The sequence below is a fragment of the Ornithinibacter sp. genome, from assembly GCF_035443565.1.
GTDB lineage: Bacteria > Actinomycetota > Actinomycetes > Actinomycetales > Dermatophilaceae > Fodinibacter.
This window is the reverse complement of record NZ_DAORSO010000231.1, coordinates 1-2,575: the sequence shown is the minus strand read 5'-3', so window position 1 is coordinate 2,575 and position 2,575 is coordinate 1. Positions and strand designations below refer to the sequence as shown.

Here is a 2,575-nt window from a genome sequence, read left to right as displayed (position 1 = left end):
TGTCAATCGCTGCGGTGATGCCGGGTAGGATCGCCAGGGTGATGCCGGTCTCCAGAAGCTGAGAAGCTGGGTTGGTGGTCAAGGCATGGCAGCCTCCGTGGAGGAGGGGCGGGGAGCGAGTTTGGCACGGTAGCTGGGGCCGTCGATGACCAGCTGATGGGCGCCGTTTGCGAGGCGGTCGAGGGCGGAGTTTGCGAGGATGGGGTCGGCGAAAAGGCCGACCCATTCGCTTACGTCGCGGTTGCTCGTGACGACGAAGCTGGCGTGGCGGTGACGCTCGATGATGAGCGCATACAGGTCTTCGGACTGTTGCTGGCTGAGGCGATGGAGACCGAAGTCGTCCACCAGGAGCAGGTCGGGAGCGAGGTACTTACGGAAGGCAGCTTCGAAGCTGTGGTCGGCGCGCGCCTGGCCGAGTTCACGAAGGAGGTAGTCGGCCCGCCGGAAGAGGACGGAGTGGCCGGCACGCGTTGCTGCCGCACCCAGAGCCTGGGCGAGGAAGGTCTTGCCGACCCCGACCGGGCCGATGAGAAGGACGTGCTCCTTCTTCTGGAGGAAGTGCAACGAAAAGAGCTCGTTGAGGTGGCGGCGATCGAGCTGGATGGATGTCGTCCAGTCGAAGTCATCGAGGGTGACCCGTTCTTCGAAGCCAGCCTGAAGGAGACGCCGTTCGAGCTGCTGGGCGTCCCGGCGTTGGACCTCGTCGGCAAGGATGAGCGTGAGGAAGGCGGCGTAATCGAGCTTCTGGGCGCGTGCGAGGGCCAGCCTGTCAGGCAGGGTAGGGATCGCCTGGCCGAGCTTGAGCCGTTTGAGGAGGGTAACGAGGTCCGCTTCGAGGCTCATGCCGTCGCCTCCTGGAGGACTGTCTGATGATGGTCGAAGGCGCTGCCTGGGCGGGCGAAGCGGCTCCCCAGCGGTGTCCCCCGGTCCTCGATGGGCGGCGATTCGCGGTCGAGCGCCTGGAGGAGGATGCGCTGGACGCGGCGGACATCGACGAGGTCGTAAGCGAGCGAGCGCTGGCAGGCGGCATCGAGGCGTTCGCCACCGTAGCGTTCACCGAGGGAGACGAGCTTCTGGCCGGCGCGGAGCTTGGCCCAGGGAAGCGGCCCCTCGAAGAGCTTCTGGGCGAAGGCCCCGACGTTCGGGCCGAGTTCGCTCGCCCTGCGTACGATGCGGTCGGGAGCACGCAGGGCGTAGGCTGTCTTCTCTACGGGATAGTCGTTTGGGTCCGTTGCGCGGCCTCCCCGCTGCTGGCGAGGGTGGACCTTCATTAGCTCACCCTTCTTGTAGAGCTTCACCAGCGCCCGGTCGCCGCGCACCTCCAGCTTCGTCCCCGGTGTGCAGGTCGTTGCCGGAACGGAGTAGAGCGCCTGGCCGAAGCTGACGTGATGGTCTGGATGGACGGTTACCTCTTTCCACTCGGGCACGTCGTAGAGCACGCCGTCGTAAGGCTGGAGCTTCTGCCGTTCATCGGTCTCGAAGACCTCGCGGGGAAGCTGGCGGGTCGTCCCGTGGACACGGAGGCCGGCGACTTCGCTGCACCAGCGCTCGGCCTGCTCCCGGCAGTCGTCGAGGGAACGGAAGCTCCCGCCCTTGAAGAAGCGCTCGCGCAGGTACTGGATCCCGCGTTCGACGTGGGGCTTATCCTTCGGCCTGCGCACCCGGGCCGGGTCGCAGAGGAAGCCACGCTCCTGGCTGTACTCGATAAAGCCGCGGGTCGGCCTCGGCTCCAGGGCGTCCGGGCCGGCGATCGCTGCGCTGAAGTTGTCGAGAATGAGCCGCTTCGGCACCCCGCCAAAAAACTGCCAGGCGGCTTCGAGACCGGCGATGCTCTCGGCGAGCGTCTGCTGGAGCAGGGGCCAGGCGAAGCAGTGGCGGCTGTACGGCAGGACGATGAGCAACGCCCACACGGTCTGCTTCTTGCCGCTCTCCGCATCGATGATGCTCCCGAGCCTGCCAAAGTCCATCTCCGCGACCTCGCCTGGCGGCCAGTCTGCCATCCGCAGCGTTGCCGGCGCAGGCTTCCAGAGGCCCGCCTCGCGCACGTAGCGCCGGAGGCTCGTGTAGGAGACGGTCACGCCCTCCCGGATGAGCAGCTCATGTACCCGCGTCAGCTGCAGCCGCTCCTCCTGCAGCCAGCGGGCGAGCTGCTCTTCCCGCCCTGCCAGGCGCGCCGCCGCTGGCGTCTCGCGAGTCGGGAGCGGACCGGGGTGGTTACGGCGAAGGAGCTGAGCGAGCACGTCTTCGCCCGGCGGTTCCCCGTCTTGCGTCAGCCCAAACGAGGCTGCCGCCTCGATGTAGCGGCCAACCGTGCGCGCCGAGACGCCGCTCGCCCGGCCAATCGCCATCTTGTTCTCGCCGGCCTGCCAGCGCCGGATGATCTCTCGGACCTGGACCATGTGGACCTCCAGAAACGCCACGCCGACCTCCTCAATGGGTCGGCTTCATACTCGAACAACGGGACCTTCTGGAGACCGGCATGACTCTGGCGATCCCGGCGTCACCCTGGCGATCGCACCCGGCATCACTCTGGCGATCTGCGCCCCACGCCGGACATTAACCCTGGCGATTCACA

The 2,575-nt window shown here is 67.0% G+C and carries 2 protein-coding genes; both read right to left on the bottom strand.

Features of this window, described 5'->3' with window-relative positions:
- Positions 1-78: 78 nt before the first annotated feature.
- Entirely contained in the window at positions 79-843 is a 765-nt protein-coding gene (gene istB, locus PLL68_RS13775; protein WP_324535030.1) for an IS21-like element helper ATPase IstB, read from the bottom strand.
- Positions 840-2,420, bottom strand: coding sequence for an IS21 family transposase (gene istA / locus PLL68_RS13770; protein WP_324535028.1), 1,581 nt, complete (start codon positions 2,418-2,420; stop codon positions 840-842). The genes istB and istA overlap by 4 nt, the downstream gene beginning before the upstream one ends.
- Positions 2,421-2,575: the final 155 nt, after the last annotated feature.

Bases quoted from the DNA above. Each gene is read 5' to 3' on its own strand.
- istB (WP_324535030.1), bottom strand. From the start codon at position 843: ATGAGCCTCGAAGCGGACCTCGTTACCCTCCTCAAACGGCTCAAGCTC.